Annotated in this window: 18 protein-coding genes and 1 pseudogene; 8 read left to right on the forward strand and 11 right to left on the reverse strand. The window is 42.6% G+C overall.

Translation table 11 applies throughout. The features are described from left to right. Positions 1 to 58: 58 nt before the first annotated feature. Complete coding sequence (locus OSCIL6407_RS0108995; RefSeq protein ID WP_007358117.1) at positions 59 to 628, reverse strand: type IV pilin-like G/H family protein; 570 nt, start codon at positions 626 to 628, stop codon at positions 59 to 61. Between the two features lie 130 nt (positions 629 to 758). Beyond that, positions 759 to 2,081 (reverse strand): class I SAM-dependent methyltransferase, encoded by a 1,323-nt coding sequence (locus OSCIL6407_RS0109000; RefSeq protein ID WP_007358118.1) that lies wholly within the window; start codon positions 2,079 to 2,081, stop codon positions 759 to 761. A gap of 189 nt (positions 2,082 to 2,270) precedes the next feature. Between OSCIL6407_RS0109000 and OSCIL6407_RS32425 the strand changes: the two genes are divergently transcribed. The 6 genes from OSCIL6407_RS32425 to OSCIL6407_RS0109030 all read left to right on the forward strand — a co-directional run bounded on the left by OSCIL6407_RS32425 (position 2,271) and on the right by OSCIL6407_RS0109030 (position 6,050). Continuing rightward, on the forward strand, positions 2,271 to 2,465 hold the full coding sequence (locus tag OSCIL6407_RS32425; RefSeq protein ID WP_007358120.1) for a hypothetical protein: 195 nt from the start codon (positions 2,271 to 2,273) through the stop codon (positions 2,463 to 2,465). 55 nt (positions 2,466 to 2,520) lie between these two features. After that, positions 2,521 to 2,706: a hypothetical protein gene (locus OSCIL6407_RS0109010; protein WP_007358121.1), complete on the forward strand. Its 186-nt coding sequence runs from the start codon at positions 2,521 to 2,523 to the stop codon at positions 2,704 to 2,706. A gap of 4 nt (positions 2,707 to 2,710) precedes the next feature. Then, complete coding sequence (locus OSCIL6407_RS0109015) at positions 2,711 to 2,971, forward strand: hypothetical protein (RefSeq protein ID WP_007358122.1); 261 nt, start codon at positions 2,711 to 2,713, stop codon at positions 2,969 to 2,971. A gap of 177 nt (positions 2,972 to 3,148) precedes the next feature. Continuing rightward, complete coding sequence (locus tag OSCIL6407_RS0109020) at positions 3,149 to 3,772, forward strand: Uma2 family endonuclease (RefSeq protein ID WP_007358123.1); 624 nt, start codon at positions 3,149 to 3,151, stop codon at positions 3,770 to 3,772. 138 nt (positions 3,773 to 3,910) lie between these two features. Continuing rightward, complete coding sequence (locus OSCIL6407_RS0109025; protein ID WP_007358124.1) at positions 3,911 to 5,086, forward strand: homocysteine biosynthesis protein; 1,176 nt, start codon at positions 3,911 to 3,913, stop codon at positions 5,084 to 5,086. 55 nt (positions 5,087 to 5,141) lie between these two features. Beyond that, on the forward strand, positions 5,142 to 6,050 hold the full coding sequence (locus OSCIL6407_RS0109030; protein WP_019487135.1) for a hypothetical protein: 909 nt from the start codon (positions 5,142 to 5,144) through the stop codon (positions 6,048 to 6,050). 290 nt (positions 6,051 to 6,340) lie between these two features. Here the strand turns inward: OSCIL6407_RS0109030 and OSCIL6407_RS30470 are convergent. From OSCIL6407_RS30470 to OSCIL6407_RS0109045, 3 genes and pseudogenes are all read right to left on the reverse strand, one after another. Continuing rightward, positions 6,341 to 8,007, reverse strand: a pseudogene (locus OSCIL6407_RS30470) (IS1634 family transposase). 146 nt (positions 8,008 to 8,153) lie between these two features. Then, positions 8,154 to 8,768, reverse strand: coding sequence for a Uma2 family endonuclease (locus tag OSCIL6407_RS0109040; protein WP_007354370.1), 615 nt, complete (start codon positions 8,766 to 8,768; stop codon positions 8,154 to 8,156). 346 nt (positions 8,769 to 9,114) lie between these two features. Further along, positions 9,115 to 9,738: a DedA family protein gene (locus OSCIL6407_RS0109045; RefSeq protein WP_007354369.1), complete on the reverse strand. Its 624-nt coding sequence runs from the start codon at positions 9,736 to 9,738 to the stop codon at positions 9,115 to 9,117. Between the two features lie 372 nt (positions 9,739 to 10,110). Here OSCIL6407_RS0109045 and OSCIL6407_RS0109050 point away from each other — a divergent pair, with 372 nt between their 5' ends. After that, on the forward strand, positions 10,111 to 10,455 hold the full coding sequence (locus OSCIL6407_RS0109050; protein ID WP_007354367.1) for an STAS domain-containing protein: 345 nt from the start codon (positions 10,111 to 10,113) through the stop codon (positions 10,453 to 10,455). 112 nt (positions 10,456 to 10,567) lie between these two features. Here OSCIL6407_RS0109050 and OSCIL6407_RS0109055 read toward each other — a convergent pair whose 3' ends face one another. The 3 genes from OSCIL6407_RS0109055 to rpsF all read right to left on the reverse strand — a co-directional run bounded on the left by OSCIL6407_RS0109055 (position 10,568) and on the right by rpsF (position 12,452). Beyond that, positions 10,568 to 11,260: a hypothetical protein gene (locus OSCIL6407_RS0109055; RefSeq protein WP_007355222.1), complete on the reverse strand. Its 693-nt coding sequence runs from the start codon at positions 11,258 to 11,260 to the stop codon at positions 10,568 to 10,570. Beyond that, positions 11,253 to 11,813 (reverse strand): Npun_F5560 family protein, encoded by a 561-nt coding sequence (locus OSCIL6407_RS0109060; RefSeq protein WP_007355221.1) that lies wholly within the window; start codon positions 11,811 to 11,813, stop codon positions 11,253 to 11,255. Before OSCIL6407_RS0109060 ends, OSCIL6407_RS0109055 begins: the two co-directional genes overlap by 8 nt. Before the next feature lie 294 nt (positions 11,814 to 12,107). After that, positions 12,108 to 12,452, reverse strand: a complete 345-nt coding sequence (rpsF, locus tag OSCIL6407_RS0109065) for a 30S ribosomal protein S6 (RefSeq protein ID WP_007355220.1) — start codon at positions 12,450 to 12,452, stop codon at positions 12,108 to 12,110. Between the two features lie 66 nt (positions 12,453 to 12,518). On the opposite strand from rpsF, the gene OSCIL6407_RS0109070 reads away from it, so the two are divergent. Continuing rightward, positions 12,519 to 13,391, forward strand: coding sequence for a carbohydrate ABC transporter permease (locus OSCIL6407_RS0109070; protein ID WP_007355219.1), 873 nt, complete (start codon positions 12,519 to 12,521; stop codon positions 13,389 to 13,391). Between the two features lie 183 nt (positions 13,392 to 13,574). On the opposite strand, the gene OSCIL6407_RS0109075 is transcribed toward OSCIL6407_RS0109070, so the two are convergent. From OSCIL6407_RS0109075 to OSCIL6407_RS0109085, 3 genes are all read right to left on the reverse strand, one after another. Further along, positions 13,575 to 13,916, reverse strand: a complete 342-nt coding sequence (locus tag OSCIL6407_RS0109075) for a hypothetical protein (protein ID WP_234708743.1) — start codon at positions 13,914 to 13,916, stop codon at positions 13,575 to 13,577. 171 nt (positions 13,917 to 14,087) lie between these two features. Next, positions 14,088 to 14,243, reverse strand: coding sequence for a hypothetical protein (locus OSCIL6407_RS35895; RefSeq protein WP_007355216.1), 156 nt, complete (start codon positions 14,241 to 14,243; stop codon positions 14,088 to 14,090). A gap of 147 nt (positions 14,244 to 14,390) precedes the next feature. Then, entirely contained in the window at positions 14,391 to 15,593 is a 1,203-nt protein-coding gene (locus OSCIL6407_RS0109085) for a helix-turn-helix domain-containing protein (protein ID WP_007355215.1), read from the reverse strand. Positions 15,594 to 15,619: the final 26 nt, after the last annotated feature.

The raw sequence follows: 15,619 nt of genomic DNA on the forward strand, positions 1-15,619 counted from the left end.
TCAGATTAGGCTTGCAGGAACAATACTAACTTTGACACACTTCTTACTTGGAAACTATCTACTTCGACACTACTGTCCAACTGGTATTATTACAGTTTATGTTATCAGCAGCAATGGTCGCAGCATCCGCTGCGCCCGCCGGCGCAGCAACGCCTGCTGCTGTACTTTCGCACAGGACTGCCGTGCTAGTTTTCTCAGTACCACCTTGTTGAATTAGTGCTACTGCTCCCAAGTAAGATTTGAGTACGTTGCTTTGACCGTGTGCTATATTTGCTACCACAGTGGTATCTGTAGCAAGAGTCGGAGCTGCCTCTGTTGCAGCCGGGATAATAGAGTATGTGTAGTTCTGAGTCTGTGTTTTAATGCCAAGCCCTAACCCAGGAACAAAACCGATAAATTTACCGCTTTCAGCGAAAGACGCTTGCTGAGCGCGGTTCATCGAACCACCGTACTGCTTCGCCTCTGATTGCTTGGCTTTGTTAGCTTGGTTGAGGAAGGAAGGCAAAGCAATAGCAGATAGAATACCGATGATGATGATAACGACTAGCAGTTCAATCAGGGTAAAACCCTTATCTTGTCTTTTTTGATTGAGGTGTTGCAAGAATCTGGCTTTAAATTCAGTTTTCATTGGTTGTTTCTCCTAGAAGGGTGGGATGCTTGATTTCTAACTCTTGTATGTAACTTACCCACTTCCGATCAACTTCATATCACTGCCCACAAAAATGTTTTTAGCAGCCTCAGTGAAAGGTACAGGACTCTCAAGAACGCTCCAAAAGCACGTACAGAAAGACTTCTAGGCTCATCAAGAGTTCCTTGATTTCATTGAAGGCTCTATCCTGATTCACAGGTTCAAGGGTTACAAGGTCTACGGGTCTAAGCTTGAGCCAGCGCTCCGCTAAGGAGATCGCTGGCTGCGCGCCCTCCCACAGAGGTAGCAAGCAAGCCGCCATACCGCTCTCTATCAAAATCGGTACTAAGGTTGGCGAAGTAACATAACGGCTAATCTCGAAGGAACTCTGGTTAGCTATAGATTTAATCAAATCTTCTTTTAACTGGGGAGTGCTGAGCTGAGGATGTAGATGCACCTTTGCCTGTTGCCAGTCAGCCACAGTCCATTCCGAAACTGGTAAAAAAGACTCAGCTTGGTTGGGAAGACCGCACCAGAAGTCTATCAAACGATGGATTGGATGTAAAAGTTCAAATAGGTGCAGCCGTTGCTCGACAGGAGTTTCTGGCAAGCTCATTGCCAGAAACGCAGGTAGGTTATTTGGCTCGTTGAACAAATCCGTCAAGTCCCACAACCGCCAACTCACCATACTAATAAATTCTAAATCAGCAGCTCTTAATGCTGAAAACACTTCAGGTATAGTATAGCCTTTATCCCCCAGCAGCAAATAGTTAGCCAGCATCCATTCTTCATTTTTTTCGGATGGAGAATTCCATGTTGCTTCCTTAATAGCCACGTCATTCTTTAGAGATTGTATAACTTCTTTAGCTAACTCTATTTCCATCTCTCTAGGGTTATCCTCCATAAATCCCATGATTTTGAATACTTTTTGAACTGCAAAGAAAGAACGTCGCTGTAGGGAACTGTGGAGGTTTGTCCGAATTATTCCATCCGGTTTCAAAACTGCTTTCATAGCTTGCAATCCGACAACTGGGTCTGGCAAGAGATAAAGAACCTCGTCACAGTTGATATAATCAAACTGTTGGTTTAAGCTAGGCAGTTCCTCAATTGACAGAGCCTGAAAGTCAATATTCTCAAACCCGTGATATTGCAAGCGCTGTCGGGCTAGATTAACAGACTCTTCTGATAAATCGATACCCACAATTTTGGCTCCGGGATTGGCTTCTGCCAAAATTAACGATTTGTACCCGCTACCACAGCCGGCATCTAAAATAACTTTTCCTTCGGTTTCTATAACTTTTTGATTTCTTATATAGTAAGCTGTTGCCAAATTATGGATATAGAGAGTCTGATAGTTATTCTTAGGAGATGTCTCTAGGGGAATTCTAGGATAAGGGGCATTATCAAATTGTTGACGAATTTTATCTATTAATTCTGATTCTTTGCTGTCCATTCTGAATCGCTCCTGATACTGCTAAATTGTGCTGGGGTACTACCTATTCTAAGATGTAAAGGTATCTCATCCGCACCTCGTTGGGAAAAAGCGATTGCCCACTCCCCATCTACAAACTGCCAGTCCAGCCGCAACACATACTTGCAATAATAATCTCAATAGCAGCTTATACAAGTAACTACCACCTCCATGAACACCAACATCAGCCCGATCCTCAAAATATTCTCCCTCTCCGCCGCTCTCTCCCTGACCATCAAATACGGCGGCCCCAGCTTATCCGTACCCTCTAGCAATGCGATCGCCCTCATCGCCATATTAACCCCTAGCATTATCCTAGCAGCACTCCTGGGCTGGAGAGCCCTCAAGCCAGTGAAATCAAGCTGAACTGGGGAAATGCGATCGCCATCCTCTGCTAAGCTGTAGATATCTCTGGGATTTTATGGGCAATAAAAATCACAAAAAAGCAATTCGTTCGCTTAATAAGCGCATTGCTGAACATCAAGAAAAGATTAGAATAGAATCTGAAAAGCATTCTCCCGATGAAGGTTTAATTAAGCATTGGGAAACTGAGATTTTCGCCTTTAAGAAAGGTATTCAACAAGCACTAAAACGATTAGGGAAATAATGTTATGCAAATTCGAGATCGCACCCTTCCTATTGCAAGTTCTACTCTACGTACATTAATTAGAGAGTTAGGCTCAGAATGCCAAAATGTCACAGCGTTAATCTATCAGCTTCAGTCACCTCACCTGAGTGCTAGACAACAAGCCGAAATTCTCGCAGAATTGCTCTCTTCTGCAATTCATTTGAACGTTCATTGCGGAGAAGATTTTCAGACATTAATAGCCGAGGAAATGGAAAAATTGCCTGATGATGATGAACAGGAGTAAAAAGTTAAAACATAAAAATGCGATCGCCGGTTCATAAAAAATTAGCATAAAAAAATTAACTGAGGCGGGTTTACTGGCTTTCTGGTTTGTATAGTACACTTTGGCGAACCTGCCTGCCAATTTCCCAACACATTGCACTATACTGTATAAATATCCCAAGCAACTGAAACACTCACCATGATTCAAACCTTACAAAAAGCAGTATCATTCGATGAATTTATTGACTGGTATCCAGAAAATTCCGAACATCGATATGAACTATACAACGGAGTAATTGTCAAGATGGCACAACCATTAGGAGAACACGAAGAAGTTACTGGCTTTTTAGTAACAAAGCTGGTTGTAGAGTACGAAAAACTCAAACTTCCTTATTTCATTCCCAAACAAGCGTTAGTCAGAGCACCCGCTAGAGAGTCAGGCTACTTGCCAGACATTCTGCTCTTAAATCGCCCTAATTTAGCATCAGAACCGCTGTGGAATAAAGCTTCAACGGTTACTCAAGCTATTTCAATTCCTTTAGTAATTGAAGTAGTCAGCACTAATTGGCGAGATGATTACTTTAGTAAATTTGCTGATTATGAAGAAATGGGCATTCCCGAATACTGGATTGTAGACTATCTCGGCTTAGGCGGTAAACGGTTTATTGGCAATCCCAAACAACCCACAATCGGTGTCTGTGAATTGGTTGACGGCGAGTATCAAATTAGTCAATTTCGGGGAAGCGATCGCATCATATCTCCAACTTTTCCAGAATTGCAAGTGACGGCCGAACAAGTTTTTAAAGAAGGGACTAGGGGCTAGGGACTAGGGACTAGGGAAAGAGGAAGAGAGAGGGAAATGGGGAGGATGGGTAATTAGCAATTAGCCATTAGCAATTAGCTATTAGCCATTACCAATTACCAATTACCAATTACTAATTACTAATTACTTTTAAACTTAATGCGAACCATAGCCGAAATTAACGACAAAATCAGCCGTCAGCAAGCCGTAGTCTGGACAGTAGAAGAACTTAAAGCTAGAGTCGCCGAAATCGGCACAACCCAAGCAGCCAAAGAAGTAGACGTAATTACTACAGGCACGTTTGAGCCGATGGAATCCTCCGGGGCGATTGTCAATCTGGGACACACAGACCCCCCGATCAAAATTCGCTCCTGCTGGCTAGATGGCGTTTTAGCCTACTCCGGCTTCGGGGCTGTAGACCTCTACCTGGGAGCCACCCAAGTTGCCGAAGACGGCGAAGAATCGCGGGAACGGGGCGGCGGCCACGTCATCGAAGACCTAATCGCTGGCAAACCCGTACAACTACGAGCCGTAGGCCAAGCCACAGACTGTTACCCCCGCGCCTCCTTTGAAACGACCATTACCCGCGACACGATTAACCAGTTTTACCTATTTAATCCCCGCAACATCTACCAAAACTTTATCGTGGGCGTGAATGGAGGCGATCGCACTCTTTACACCTACCTCGGCCCCCTACAACCCCATCTCAGTAACGCCGTCTACTCCAACCCTGGAGCCATTTCTCCCTTGCTAAACGACCCAGATTTACAGCTTGTGGGTATCGGTACGCGCATTTTCCTGGGCGGTGCGATCGGCTATGTTACCTGGGAAGGAACGCAGCATTTCCCACTACAAAAACGCCTTCCTAATCGCACTCCCATTGGCCCCGCCGCTACGCTAGCTTTAATTGGTGATGCTAAACAGATGAACTCCAAATGGGTACGGGGTTGTTACTTCAAAAATTACGGCCCATCTATAATGTTAGGAGTTGGGATTCCGCTGCCAGTTTTAAATGAAGAAGTAGTTGCCCGTTGCGCCATACAAGACAAAGATATTGTAGCACCAGTAGTAGATTTTGCTATCCCTCGGCGGGTGCGTCCTACCTTTGGTTTAGTTACTTATGCTCAACTCAAAACAGGCCGTATTACTATTGAAGGTAAAACTGTCAGAGTGGCTCCCCTTGCTAGTTTTTACCTCTCCCGTCAAGTAGCTTTGGAACTTAAAGCGTGGATTGAGGAGGGACAATTTACCCTGACTGAGCCAGTTGCTCACATTCCGATGGAAAGGGCTTTTTTGCCTCAAGATTTATGGGGTAATCAGGTGAGAATTGACTAAATTGAATAGAAATGTTATAGTCAGTATAATTCAATCACTGCGATACTAGATCGACATGAAAATCAACCATAATCCCCTCGATTTTCTAACGACCAAAGTGCAAGAAACTATTGCCGATACCCAAAACTTAGCTAACCAAATCGCTGCTCAAGTTCAGGAAAGTGCAACTGTAGTCACGGCGTGGGTAGAATCAGCGCCAAGTTCAATTGTTGGTGCTGGGGCGATCGCCACTCAAGAAGCTTTCAAAGTTGCCCAAAATATCCGTTTTGAGAACCTGCCAACACAGTTGCAATTCAAATTTGCTAGGGCAGGTATGCGCGACGGAATGCGAAATGTTCAAGAAGCAGCAAAAGTATTTGAATCCATACCCGCCCAAATTCGCGCCCAAGGGCCAGAAGCAATTCGCAATTTTTGTCAAGATAAAGATTGGAGTCACATTCAAGCATACGTCAATGGAGGGGGAAACGAAGCTGCTAATGGGATTTTTGAATATTTTTGGGTAAATCGCCAGCGTGGTGGTGTAGACATGACTGCCGAAGAATTAGCAGTCGCGAAGAAAGTCTTAGCTGATGCTGCCTTTAAAGCAGCAGTTGTCGAAATCGTTGGGGCAACAATTAAAGGGGCGATCGCAGCAGCAGTAATTGAGTTAGTATTTTCCATCTTAGAAAACTCCCTGTTGTGTGTTGAAGGCAAAATTACACAGTCAGAGTTAGTCCAGCAAGTCGCCACTGCTACCGCCAAAGCTGGGATTGCTGGCGGTGTGATGACTGGTATTCTGTTAACAATCTGTATGATCTTTCCCCCGATTGCCGCGCTTTTAGGTGCCGCTGCGATGCCCTTGGCAGTTGCAGGTATTGGTTTTATGGGAATTCGCGCTTGGGAAATCTTTTGTCATAGCGATCGCCTATTTGGTATCACCGAACAAACACAAAAATTTCTGGGGATGACGGAAGCGACAACTTAAGTGAAATTTTAACCCACATTCCGCAGATGTGGCTTGGATTTTTTTATCAGTTGTGAAAGCTTGGAGCCAATATGCTTTTGGGTTGAACTTATGCGGTTTTAGCGTTACAGGAGCCTGTCAAATTTACCTAGATTAAGTAAGTTGAAAAAATTGACTTTTTCTAATATATTCATGTCGCTATTTTATCACTTCAACTCATCTTTTCAACCAAGTCAACTCATGCCAAGAGCAAATTATCTTGACTCATAAATGAGGATTATTTACAAATATTTATACCTTAATACCAATCATCATCCACTTGAAAATATTAAATAGTATTGACAGCAATACTGCCCTAAATGCTTTAATACAACTTGACGGTCTGGGGTTAAATTGCTGACTTGCTTCTCTCCATTTATAGTCACTAAATGCACCGCCTGAAACATCTGAAATATCCAGCGCATTGTCGGCTTATTGGTTAATTTCTTCACTTGATTTTTTACCCCCTCATTGGTGACTTCTAATTGTTGTCTCAATTTTCTTTGAGCTAGGTTATACACTAACAAGCACAGTCCCATTATCATTCCAATTGCTTCCACTCGCTCCGGCTTTTTCACAAATACGCTTGACGTAAAAAATAACGGATCTTTGATAAATCTAAATCCTCTCTCGTTACTTTGCTGCGCTTTGTATTCCGATAATACCTGTTGATTACTCACGGATTTTGTGTCTAAGATATTCGTGGCTAATATAAATCTCCCAGCTTTGACTTTTTCCGCTTCTATTACTGATTTTTGGGTTTCTATTTTACCTGTAACTTGATAAACTATTGTCTTGGTCTGGCTCTCTATTTTCGGCTTGATTTTCGTTTTTTTTACGGGCTTTTCTCGGTATTCAATTTCGGCAAGCTGGTGATATTTCCAAGACTCTGATAACCGTTTTATTGCCATATCTGCATCGGCAATACAAGCAAACTCTTGTTTGAATATCTTACGCAATGAGGCTTTGGCTAATTCTAACTGTTTCGCTACGTGCTCGGATATTTTTTTAATGGCTGCTTGTTTTCTGATTTCACTCTCTATCACTAGCCATCTTTGCTTGATGTTAGCATAATCACTTGATATCGCTGCTATTTTATACCCCTTTATTTGATTTGGCTCCCAGGCATTATCTTTTATATCCCAGATTTTATTTTGAGCTTCTTTGATACTTAATGGCACTCTGGTTATCCATTTCATTCCTGCCATCGCTGACAAATTAGGAGCTGTGTATAAGGCACTGTCTGCTACACATATACCGTCAAATGTCCACTGATTTTGAAATTCTTTCAGTCTCTCTACAAATACACTTTTATCGTCGGCGTTTCCGTTATCTATTTTGAGATACAATGGTACGTCTCCATCTCCAGTTACGATTGTGTCTATAATAAATTGTTTGAGGTCTGGTCTTCTATCTCGCTTAGTATCCATGTACGATTTTTATGGCTTTCATTTCATCTTCTCTCTCTAAGGATTCTGCTTCTATTCCTTGGCTTTTTTCCTGACAACTTTTGTATTCTCCTTCTACTGATATTGAACTGCTGTCTAGGTGAACGCTCTTCATTTCTACTTGAAATTTCCTCGCTGCTTTTAAGGCAATTGCTGTGAATAATTTTGTCGTTCCCGCTTGATAATATTTGTCTAATGCTCTGCCTATCCTGTCATCGTTTAATTGTTCAGGCGTTACTCCTTCTCCAATTAGATGTTCTGTTGCTTTTCCTACAAAAAATGTATCGAATAGGTATATTGGGGCGCTCAAAAAACCCAATCCGTTCAAAATCATCGCTTTCATTACTTGTCCTGGACTGAGGGTTTCTTTGGTTCTTAATCCCTACTTTTTTGTTGACTTCTTCTACCAATTCCATCTCATCTATTATTCCTGCTACTATTCCTAAATGGTCTAAATTTACGATATTTATCGCTTCTGAGGGCTTTTTCATAGTTTTTAGAGTTGGGTTAGTTGTGGAAGTTATTATATCCTAAAAAAAGCCCAAAATGATTGTATGGCAATCATTTTGGGCTTTCGTGATTCCGAATTTATCTGAAATTAAATCTGCTTAAATATCTGCGGAATGTGGGATCCAACTCACTCCTCAGACTCAAACTCCACGCGATCGTAAATATCCCCTAACGAAACCTGAAATGGCACAGAACTTAATGCCAATAACGCATTTTCACCGTCATACTCAGACAACACCCATTTATTATCATCTATCTTTGAAAACTGCTCAACGTGCATCTCATATTGAGCAATGAGAACATACTCCTTCAACGTAGGAATAGAACGATAAAGTTTAAACTTCCCACCTCTATCATAATCTTCCGTAGATTTCGATAACACTTCAGCAATCATCACCGGATTTGTAATCGTATCTTTCCTACCTTCTACAAGTTCTAATTGACCATCAACCACCATCACATCAGGATAAGTGTAAAGACGTTTCTGCGGTATCCACAAACGCAGGTCGTTGATGAATACGTCATAGGGTTGCTTTTTTAAACCAAAATTTAGTGCGCTACTCAAATTAAGCGCTATCCGATTGTGATTTGGTGTTCCGCCTGTCATAGGAATTATTTTACCATCCTGATATTCACTTTTATAGTCGGCTGCCGTTTCTAGTTCCAAATACTCTTCAGGAGAGTAATAACGCTTTTCTTCACTTTCAATTGTACTTTCGCGAATTTCGGCTGCTGTTGTCATGTTACACTAATCTCCTAAACTCATAACAAATTTAATTGAGAGAGTTGGGTTACGTTTCGCTGTACCCAACTTAGATTATAACTTTATAATTAAACGTAGGGTGGGCATTGCCAACGATAGTTTATTGCTATTAGTTACAAACTGTTCGCCGCAATGCCATCCTAAAATTTCCCCAATTAGCAATTAGCCATTAGCAATGAGCAATTAGCCATTACCAATTACCAATTATGAACACGGATTTTACCGATTACACGGATTACACGGATTAGTTAGAGGAATGATTATTTAGTCTGTGAAATCCGAGGAATCTGTAAAATCTGTGTATCCCAATTACCAATTACCAATCCTACTTAGTATTGTTTAGATTCCTTGACTCCAACCAGATAGGAATTGCAATCCAAGCAATAACTAACGCTAAAGCAAGTACAGCAAATTGAGCCGCCCAAGCAACTAATTTTTCTAAAGACACAACTTGTCCTAAGAAAAATGCTAAACTTACCATCACAGATGCCCAACTTGCAGCACCGGCAAGATTGTATAGTGAAAATTTCCAAAAAGGCATTTCAGCAATTCCTGCTAAAGGGCTAGCAAAAATTCGCAGCAAGGCAATAAACCGACCAAAAAATACAGCTTTGGCTGCATTTTGACTAAACTGTTCTTTCAAATCAAACAGTTGTTCTTCCCGAAAGCGGAAAAATTTACCTAACGTCAGCAACAATGGCCAACCGCCATATCTGCCAATCAAATAGCCAAAATTTCCGCCCAAGGTAGCACCCGCGATCGCACTCCCCAACACATACCAGTAATTTAGTTCCCCGCTACCAGCTAGAAACCCCCCAGCGATCGTAATTGTTTCCCCAGGAAGGGGAAATCCCAAATTTTCTAGCAAAATCCCCAGAAATACTGCCCAGTAGCCGTACTCATGTGCAAATTTCTGAATAATTTCCAAAGATATAAACTCAAAAGACATCCGACAGTGCCCATCGTAAATTTTTGCAAAGCTTGATATTTCTTATCTTGGCTTGATTCAGGCAATTCTGCAATCTTAACTTGTGACATCAAACACATACTTCTTGTGATCTGTGGCAAAGCGGACAGTAGAATTGTGAGCGACGCTAAAAATAGTAAAGAATTGTTGCGGCTTCATTCTACTAGACTCAGGGTTCTATTCTCGCATCTACTTTTCAGGCAGCGCGTAAGCCCAGCCCATTTTGGGTATCGGGCGTAAGGAATGATGGAAACCCTAAAATTCTGAAACTTTTCTTAACATTATTCTGTCTATTGGCAGAACAGCAAGTTCTACTTAATCATTAATCACTTAAGGATTACTGGGGTGACACCTATGGCCTTTCAAGAATTCGCACAACACTTCCTGCTTCAGCCTCAAACTCGTCTCAATTTTCAAGAAGGTAATTCCTTATACCAACAGTTGACTGCTATTCTACCTGAACGTTATCAACTCTGGGTGATTGATATGACTCATGTAGATTTTATCGATAGTTCTGGTTTGTGTGCTTTAGTTAGGGGACTGAAACTAGCCCGTAATCAAGGGTGTCGCCTCGTCATCTGCAATCTCCAAGCTACAGCTAGGTTAATTTTTGATATTACTCAACTCGACCAAGCTTTTGAAATTTTTGACTCTTTCGATGATATTTCTTCGCCTCAAGCTGAGTTGCTAATTGCCTAATGTAGAGGGGCTAGGGGCTAGGGGCTAGGGGCTAGGGAAGAAAGGGAGAAGGAAGAAGGGGAAGAAGGGGAAGAAGGGGAAGAAGGGAATAGAATTAATACGATCTTGGCGGTTATTTTACCGCAGCAGTTTGACACGCAATAGCAGAAGTAATTTGCAGATCGTAAATAGGCATATTTGTCAAGCAGTAACAGTGACAGGCGAATAAATCGGGGACTTGAATGCCTAAAGAGGCGATCGCAGGTGCAGCCGGAAACGGCCATAGTCTATCAAAATAAATCTCTTTGTCTCCAAACCCGAACTGCATCAGGTAAGTTGCTGGGGTAGCCGAAAGAGACTTTAACAACCGAAACGCCAACTCGTAAAGCTGCTGTCGCCAAATATCCGATAGGTGTATCGGCATGGAGTAATTGGGCTCAGCAGATAAATTATCCGCCTCTAAACCGATCGCTTCACCGTAAAGAGGGCCTTTAGCAGTTAATACCACTGGCAGCCAAAAATTACCAACTCCCGATCGCACGCCTAACTGTTGCTCGACGCGATCGCGCATCGCCGATACATCCCTACAAGCTCGATAGACCATCTTACCAGGAAATACCAAGGTATCGGGTACATCGAGGGTTAAAGGACAAATAATAGCTTCACTAGGCGCGATCGCAGGCAAGTTTAAATCTGAAATTAAACAGACATCAGCAACAGTTGGCGGAGAGCTCTTTGCGATCGCTACTTGAAAAGCCTCCACCATTTGCGCCGTCGGGGAAGCCGGCTCAAAATCAGCATCCACCACAATCAAAACTTTAGGCATTTCCAAAAGTTGGCATCTGAATCATGCCAGAATCCTCAGAACCTCCGATCGTCGGTAAATCCAAACCCTTAGCGCGGCGGTTTCTCACAGCCAGACGGTAACTCACACTCTGCAATTCAGCGTGCAATTGGCGATTTTCCCGTTGTAGCATTTCCACCTTTTCTTTCACCGGGCCAATGCGCTCGGAAAACTTTTGGCGGTAAACCCCAGGTAACTCCTGTACTACTTGTTCCAGCATCATTGAGCGATCGGTCAACTCTTGCACAGATTGGCGCAATTGGTAAACCTCAGCATCTCGCTCAGCAATTTGCTCTTGATAAAAACCTACCTGTTGCTCAACATCTTGCAGTTGTTCTCTTAGAGACTGCATTTGAGCTTGTTGGCGCTCAGAAGCCTCTGGAACCGGTGTAAACCCAGTATTTCCCTTTACCAGCCGGAAAAGTTCTTGAGACAACTGCTGAACCAATTGGTCGCGCATTTGCAACTCTTCATTCAGGCGAGATATTTCCGCTTGTAGCTCTTGTGACGTTTGAACTTTAGCTTGGCTGACCATGACTATTAGCTCCCATATTTTTAGATATGTCTATTTAAAAATAGTCTCTCTACTACCACTGAGGCAAGTTTTAACTTTTGAGTTTGGATTTGAGTTTGGATTTATAAACTTAGGGTCGGCCCTTGAAAAAGGTTATGATACTAATCCAGTTTAAATACCCCTTTATATTCTTCTGTCCGCGCAGGCGGACTTTGTTTGTGTAGAAGCGGTTTCAACCGCCAATTTCTCTCTATGAGACGGGGGTTTTAACCCCCGACGGGTCAAAGAGAATGGCGATCGCCACTCCAAAATCCCTTAAGCGGCTTCTTCCGCCGCTTCCACAGCAACTTCTTCCTCGACAACAGTCGGTGCATCCTGCTTAATAGTAAGGTAGCGAATCACATCTTCGCTCAGACGCATGGCACGTTCCAAGATGGCGATCGCAGTACCAGGAGCGGTATAGTTCATCTGAATGTAGATCCCATCGCGCTGCTTTTGGATTTCGTAGGCGAGGCGGCGTTTACCGCGATGCTGAGTTTCTAGATTCTGAGCCCCTTGATCGCGCAAAATAGTTTGATACTTCGCGATCGCGGCTTCTGTGAGTTCTTCTCCCAGATCCGGGCGCAGAATATACATTGTCTCGTAAATAAATGGCTTCATGCTAATAGTCTCCTTATGGACAGCAAGGCTTCTCTCGAAGCAAGGATTTATCATTTTACACCACTTATGAGCAATATCAAAACTAAAAAAACCAATTCTCTACCCCAAATCTCTCGCACTTCTCGCCAGAGAACGGTTTGGACTTATATTTTGCTAAGTGCGATCGCCCTGATAATGCTCTTTCCCCTACTTTGGCTGCTGAGTACGGCTTTCAAATCTCCCACAGAAAACATTTTTCAGTTTCCCCCGCAACTTTTGCCACAGAAACCAACACTACAAAACTTTGTCACCGTTTGGCAAACTAACCCTTTTGGCACTTACCTTTTCAACAGTACCCTCGTTGCCGCACTCACAGTTAGCCTCAATCTCCTATTTTGTTCCTTAGCAGCTTATCCCTTAGCCCGATTAGATTTTCGGGGACGCGACCTAATTTTTACTGGAGTTGTTACTACAATTATGATCCCTTTCCAAATTGTAATGATTCCCCTCTATATTTTAACCGTAAACTTGGGGTTAAAAAATAGTTATTTAGGAGTTATTTTACCCGGTATCGCCTCAGCTTTTGGGATATTTTTATTAAGGCAAGCCTTTCTAGCAGTTCCCAAAGAATTAGAAGAAGCTGCCCGCATCGATGGCTGTTCGGAATTAGGGATTTGGTGGCACATTATGATCCCATCAATTAAACCAGCTTTAGTAACCTTAGCCATTTTTGTTTTTATTGGTTCTTGGAGTGACTTTCTTTGGCCATTGCTAGTTTTAGATAGACCAGAATATTACACCTTACCTTTAGGCGTAGCCACTTTAGCAGGTACATTTTCCCTAAATTGGCGTTTAATAGCTGCTGGTTCTATTATTTCCATTGCCCCAGCAATTGCTTTATTTCTAATCCTACAAAAGTACATTGTACCCACAGATGTAGCCGCAGGTGTCAAAGGATAGAAATTGAAATTATCCCTATTATGTCATTCTGAATAGATAATTTTCTGACTCTACGCTTTTGTAAGGTTTTCACCTGAAAATAATCAATTATTGAGAATGACTAAAATCCCGAAACCGCCAGAATAAAGTTTTTCTATGCTCAAAGTGACATGATACAAATTAAATGCTTTTATTTTTGTATTATCATTTTGTTTTATCAGAATTTATCAATTTATATAGTATCTCTGTAGCGACATAGAAATCTTCCACGTTATATGTGTAACCTGTATTAAACCCCTCATTTTCTCCTAGTTCATCAATCGAAAAAAGATGGTAGGTAGGAGAGTAATCCATTACAAACACCCGCTCGTTATTATTTAAGCGAATATCAAGCATGGCAGCACCCGACGGGAAAATATCTAGAGAGGTCTCTATTCCAACAAAATCTAACTCTATTTCTTTAGCAAGAGCCGACATTTTTTCTAGTATCGTTAGCTCAAGTGTTTGTTTTTTAAAATCGTTGAATTCTTTTTCTTTGCCAGTCATTATCACCTCCATGTTTACTAACTCAGGACTTACGTACCTAACCAAAGAAACCGGGTTTTTTACGAAAATACGCTGTATATCTTTCTAACAAACTCGGTTTCTTTGCGTAATACTAAATCAGAGTTAGCTACTTCCTTTATTATACCAAATCCGGGTTAGTCATCCCCTTTATTACCAATAATCCGTCATTGCGAGCGAAGCGAAGCAATCGCTTAGTCTCTGCGATTGCTTCGCTTCCCGCCACGCTTCCCGCCACGCTTCCCGCCACGCTTCCCGCCACGCTTCCCGCCACGCTTCGCTTGCGGCTTCGGCTTTTCGCAATGACAATAAAGGGGGTAGTAAAGCCGGATTTGGTATTACTCGGCGGTTAAACCGTTACTAAACAAACGAAATCTGCCTTTGTAGACTCAGAGATCGACAGGGTATTTAAGCTGGATTTGGTATAAGTCCTATCCACGTTCAAATTGCAACCTTCTAAGCTAAAATCATTTCCGGCGGAGCCATATCAGACCCGACAATAATACCTCCGTGACTTGACTTTTTAATCCCTGGTTTCGGCGTTGGAGCTTGACGCTTTTGGGCAGGCGAAACAGAAGCAGGCGAAGGAATAGGCTTATTCGGAACCGCAGTAGCACCTGGTATAGATTGCTGGGATAACCAAGCAATACCACCCACAGCCCCGGCCATTAAAGCAGTATAGCCGACGTATAAATGAACTGGGCGTAAATCAAATCCTACCATCTCCGTTTCTGGCAAAGACCAAGAAGGCAACATAGTTTTGCTAGCATCAGGTACAGGTAAAGAATTAGCCATAGCATTACCATCAAGTCCTAAAGCATTTCCGAGGCGGCGAATAAAGCCTCGAATATAAATATCTTCCGGTAATTTTTCTATCTGACCTTTTTCTAGCGATTCCAAGTGATGCACAGGCACTAAAGTTTGACTATGAAGTTGCTGGAGAGAGAGCGATCGCACTTGTCTAGCCTTCCGCAATTCTACGCCTAGCTCTCGCAATCGATCTTCTCTTTCTTGGATAGCTAAAGCCGCTTTTTCAGTCTTAGAAAGCCTTTTTTTTCTAGGGAAACCGGGCGTTATTAAGGAAAATTTACTATCAGCAGGAGCGGGTGCAGCTATCCCCATTATCGGAGGATGCACAACTTCTTTAAACTCCTCTTGGGGAGGTTGATTGTCTCGATCGGAAGTATCAATATCTGTGTCAGAGTTGCCAGAATCAGGTTTGGCAATTGCGGTAGTTGAAGTATCTTCTAAAGTTTGACGCTGATACATAATAGATACTGGTACCAGCGGCGGCGGCGGAGCCGGCCGATCTGAAACGCGGGAGCGATTAGGGGTGGTTGTGGTTTCCCCAATAGCTGTATCAGAGACGTTTGTAGCTGAATTTCTCGCCTCAATAATTTGCTTTTGAGCTTGATTTTGTTTTGGTACTCGTTGGAATGCGAGTCGCAAAGCTTCTCGGCTAACGGCCTTGATCAGGATCTCCGCAGAGGAAGCTGCTTCGCCTAACATTGTTTGCAAACTTGCTAAAGCACGGCTATAGATTTCGCTACAGTGGAGTTCAGCTTCTATTTGTCCGAGAATAGAGCGAAAGCTTTCTTGTGATATTTCAACAGTAGTGTTTTCAGGAGCGCCGAAGTAGGTCACAGGTTTCAGTACCATGATTGTTATCCTCTCTTGTTGCGAGG

This window comes from Kamptonema formosum PCC 6407 (assembly GCF_000332155.1).
GTDB classification, from domain to species: Bacteria; Cyanobacteriota; Cyanobacteriia; order Cyanobacteriales; family Microcoleaceae; genus Kamptonema; species Kamptonema formosum.

Coding starts and splice junctions, on each gene's coding strand:
- OSCIL6407_RS0109010 (WP_007358121.1), top strand. CDS start 2,521: ATGGGCAATAAAAATCACAAAAAAGCAATTCGTTCGCTTAATAAGCGC.
- OSCIL6407_RS0109000 (WP_007358118.1), bottom strand. CDS start 2,081: ATGGACAGCAAAGAATCAGAATTAATAGATAAAATTCGTCAACAATTT.
- rpsF (WP_007355220.1), bottom strand. CDS start 12,452: ATGAAGCCATTTATTTACGAGACAATGTATATTCTGCGCCCGGATCTG.
- OSCIL6407_RS0109015 (WP_007358122.1), top strand. CDS start 2,711: ATGCAAATTCGAGATCGCACCCTTCCTATTGCAAGTTCTACTCTACGT.
- OSCIL6407_RS0109050 (WP_007354367.1), top strand. CDS start 10,111: ATGGCCTTTCAAGAATTCGCACAACACTTCCTGCTTCAGCCTCAAACT.
- OSCIL6407_RS0109085 (WP_007355215.1), bottom strand. CDS start 15,593: ATGGTACTGAAACCTGTGACCTACTTCGGCGCTCCTGAAAACACTACT.
- OSCIL6407_RS0109075 (WP_234708743.1), bottom strand. CDS start 13,916: ATGACTGGCAAAGAAAAAGAATTCAACGATTTTAAAAAACAAACACTT.
- OSCIL6407_RS0109060 (WP_007355221.1), bottom strand. CDS start 11,813: ATGGTCAGCCAAGCTAAAGTTCAAACGTCACAAGAGCTACAAGCGGAA.
- OSCIL6407_RS0109045 (WP_007354369.1), bottom strand. CDS start 9,738: ATGTCTTTTGAGTTTATATCTTTGGAAATTATTCAGAAATTTGCACAT.
- OSCIL6407_RS0109070 (WP_007355219.1), top strand. CDS start 12,519: ATGAGCAATATCAAAACTAAAAAAACCAATTCTCTACCCCAAATCTCT.
- OSCIL6407_RS0109040 (WP_007354370.1), bottom strand. CDS start 8,768: ATGACAACAGCAGCCGAAATTCGCGAAAGTACAATTGAAAGTGAAGAA.
- OSCIL6407_RS0109025 (WP_007358124.1), top strand. CDS start 3,911: ATGCGAACCATAGCCGAAATTAACGACAAAATCAGCCGTCAGCAAGCC.
- OSCIL6407_RS0109030 (WP_019487135.1), top strand. CDS start 5,142: ATGAAAATCAACCATAATCCCCTCGATTTTCTAACGACCAAAGTGCAA.
- OSCIL6407_RS0109020 (WP_007358123.1), top strand. CDS start 3,149: ATGATTCAAACCTTACAAAAAGCAGTATCATTCGATGAATTTATTGAC.
- OSCIL6407_RS0109055 (WP_007355222.1), bottom strand. CDS start 11,260: ATGCCTAAAGTTTTGATTGTGGTGGATGCTGATTTTGAGCCGGCTTCC.
- OSCIL6407_RS0108995 (WP_007358117.1), bottom strand. CDS start 628: ATGAAAACTGAATTTAAAGCCAGATTCTTGCAACACCTCAATCAAAAA.
- OSCIL6407_RS32425 (WP_007358120.1), top strand. CDS start 2,271: ATGAACACCAACATCAGCCCGATCCTCAAAATATTCTCCCTCTCCGCC.